At 68.5% G+C, this 3022-nt stretch carries 3 protein-coding genes and 1 pseudogene; 2 read left to right on the forward strand and 2 right to left on the reverse strand.

Features of this window, described 5'->3' with window-relative positions:
* The coding region (locus tag E3O67_RS03455; protein ID WP_135101864.1) for a hypothetical protein at positions 1 to 280 on the reverse strand (280 nt) is incomplete at its 3' end.
* Positions 281 to 617: 337 nt separating this feature from the next.
* On the opposite strand from E3O67_RS03455, the gene E3O67_RS03460 reads away from it, so the two are divergent.
* A complete protein-coding gene (locus tag E3O67_RS03460) occupies positions 618 to 1943 on the forward strand; it encodes an MATE family efflux transporter (protein WP_241981967.1) in 1326 nt (441 codons plus the stop codon).
* Positions 1944 to 2064: 121 nt separating this feature from the next.
* Here the strand turns inward: E3O67_RS03460 and erpA are convergent, their stop codons facing one another.
* Positions 2065 to 2421 (reverse strand): iron-sulfur cluster insertion protein ErpA, encoded by a 357-nt coding sequence (gene erpA, locus E3O67_RS03465; RefSeq protein WP_134433329.1) that lies wholly within the window; start codon positions 2419 to 2421, stop codon positions 2065 to 2067.
* A 414-nt stretch (positions 2422 to 2835) separates the two neighbouring features.
* Here erpA and E3O67_RS03470 point away from each other — a divergent pair.
* Positions 2836 to 3022: pseudogene (locus tag E3O67_RS03470) on the forward strand (Fe-S cluster assembly protein SufB); the annotation flags it as partial.

A 3022-nucleotide genomic window follows, 5' to 3' on the forward strand; every position in this document is an offset into this window, starting at 1 on the left:
CGCCCTTCGAGGACCCGGTCCACTTCTGGATCAAAGCCTCCGGGGACAGGAACCCCTGCCGCGCCGCCAACCCGGAGTGCCCAAGCTCCGGCCGGGACCGGCGGGCGATGGTGCCCGCCATCCACGCGGCGCGGGTGTCGAGCAACCGGCGGGCCGACGCGATCTGCCTCTGACCAGCCAACAGGGCGGCATCGGGCAGAGCCTCATAGTCCGCACTCGAGGAGCCCAACAGGGCCACAGCCTCGGCCGCCTGCCTGAGGTCTTCCGCGAGGTTCATCATGTTCCAAGGATACCTTAATGGGCACACGTAGTCGAGAGTATGTCATGTTGTGGAGAAGTATTTTCGTAGTTTTCTTCTAGGGACTGTGGCGTTGGCTCGACGGCCCACCCGGGGGGCCGGGGGCGGTTCCGCGGCGCAGGTTGCAGCTCGCGGCGGATCATCTAACGTGCGCCTGCTTCCGTGNCCGAAGGTTGGGTCGCCGGGTCTCGACAGGCTCGACCACCGGTTGGGCTCGACCACCGAGGCGAGCTCGACCACCGGATGGGATCGACCATCGAGGCAGGCTCGACGACCGGGTTCGGAACGGCTGAACTAGAGTCTTGGGATCACTGTCACCGTGCTTCGCCCGCAGCCCATCGACCGCGAGATCCTGCGCCTCGCCATTCCCGCCGTCGGCGCGCTCATCGCCGAACCGCTCTTCCTTCTCGCCGACTCCGCCATGGTCGGGCACCTCGGCGCCGTTCCGCTGGCGGGACTCGGCCTGGCCAGCGCCGTTCTGCAGACGGTCATCGGCCTGATGGTGTTCCTGGCCTACAGCACCACGCCCGCCGTGGCCCGGTGGCTCGGGGCCGGCGACCCCCGCCGTGCGGTCGCCGTCGGCATTGACGGGCTCTGGCTGGCCCTCGGTCTCGGCGTGCTGCTCGCCATCGTGGGCTGGTTCGCCACACCACTGCTCGTCGGGGCGTTCGGCGCCGAGCCTGCCGTCACCGCCGCGGCCGTCAGCTACTTGGGCCTCTCGATGCTCGGCCTGCCGGCCATGCTGCTCGTCTTCGCGTCGACCGGCCTGCTCCGCGGACTGCAGGACACCCGCACCCCATTGTGGGTGGCCGGGATCGGGTTCTCGGTCAACATCCTGCTGAATGCGGTGTTCATCTACGGCCTGGGTCTCGGCATCGTCGGATCCGCGCTCGGCACGGTCGTCGCCCAGTGGGCGATGGTCGCCGTCTACCTGGCCGTCGTCGGCCGCCACGCCCGCCGCGAGGGCGCGCCTTTGCGCCCGCATCGGGCCGGGATGCTGCGCGGTGCGGCATCCGGCGGCTGGCTGTTCCTGCGCACGGTGAGCCTGCGTGCGGCCATGCTGCTCGCGGTGTTCGTGGCCACGAGCCTCGGTTCTCCCGAGCTGGCCGCCTTTCAGATTGCGATGACCCTATTCGCCACCCTGGCATTCGCCCTCGACGCCCTCGCGATCGCGGCACAGGCATTGGTGGGCCGGGGTCTCGGCGCCGGCAACCTAGCCGAGGTGCGCGCGGTGCTCAAACGCTGCCTCGAGTGGGGCGTGCTGAGCGGGGCCGCCCTCGGACTGCTGGTGATCGCCGGGAGCGGCGTGCTCGGCCGAGCGTTCACGAACGCGACCGAGGTCAGCGACCTGTTACCGGCGACCCTGATCGTGCTCGGACTGTCGGTTCCGCTCGGCGGAGTTGTCTTCGTGCTCGACGGGGTGCTGATCGGCGCCGGCGACGCGCGCTACCTGGCCCTGACCGGGCTGGTGAACCTGGCCGCGTTCGTGCCGCTGGCCCTCGCGGTGCTGGTGCTGGCCCCGTCGGGCGCCGCGGGGCTGGCCTGGCTGATGGCCGCGTTCGCCTTCGGCTACTTGGGCGCACGCGCGGTGACGCTCGGGCTGCGCGCCCGGGCGGCGAAGTGGATGGTCGTCGGCGCCCGCTGACACCGGGCCAGTCCGGGTGGCTGGTGCTCGCGCCGCAGGTCGGATAGGCAGGCGCGCGTCTACCCTGCGTCGGCTTCCGCGGATTGCGCCGGGACGACCAGGCGCGACTGAAGGGTGGGCTCTAGCTGAAGGAGTCGCCGCAGGCGCAGCTGCTGCCGGCGTTCGGGTTGTCAATCGTGAAGCCCTGCTTCGCGATGGTGTCCTCGAAGTCGATTGAGGCACCTTCGAGGTACGGCACGCTCATCTTGTCGAGCACGACCCCGACGCCGTCGAAGTCCACGACGACGTCGCCGTCGAGGATGCGCTCGTCAAAGTAGAGCTGGTAGATCAGGCCGGAGCAGCCTCCGGGCTGCACGGCAACGCGCAGGTTCAGGTCTTCGCGACCCTCCTGGCTGAGCAGGCTGCGCACCTTCAGTGCGGCGGCGTCGGTCAGGCCGACGCCGTGGGCCGGTGCGATGGGGGCAATGGTGTCGGTCATGGGACTCCTCGGACTTCACGCTGCATGGACGCGTCGGGCACGCCCTGTTGGAGCGTTTCGCGTACGCGAGTATCCGATCACTCTAAGCTCCCGCAGGCGTTCGGCGTACCCCGGAGGCCGCCGAGGGCTCCGCCGGCCGTTGGCGAACCATCTCTCGACCTGCCAGTGACCCGCCAAAGCCGGCCGCACTGTAGCCAGATGAAATCCTGAAGCCTAAAGTGAAGTAATCCAGTATTTTTATGCTCGTGGTCCAGATGACCCCGACGCAGCACGGCGTGGCCCTGATCGTCACTGAACTTTCAGCGGTGCGCACCTGAGCCGCCTCCGCAACTCGTTCCAGCCGGTCTCCTCACGGAGACCGAACGGGATGACCGGACTAATATCCGGGTTGTCGGGGTGGCAGAAGAGGTAGATATGTCTGACGTCCTGCTTGACCGCCCTGAACTTTCGGGGCTCGGCGTGTATGAATTCGGTTGGTCGGATTCCGACGCCGCCGGGGCCTCCGCTCGCCGTGGCATCTCGCCGGAGGTGGTGACCGACATCTCCAACCTCAAGAGCGAGCCGGAGTGGATGTTGCAGCGTCGCCTGAAGGCCCTCGAAC

This window comes from Cryobacterium sp. TMT3-29-2 (genome assembly GCF_004564305.1).
Classification (GTDB): Bacteria; Actinomycetota; Actinomycetes; order Actinomycetales; family Microbacteriaceae; genus Cryobacterium; species Cryobacterium sinapicolor.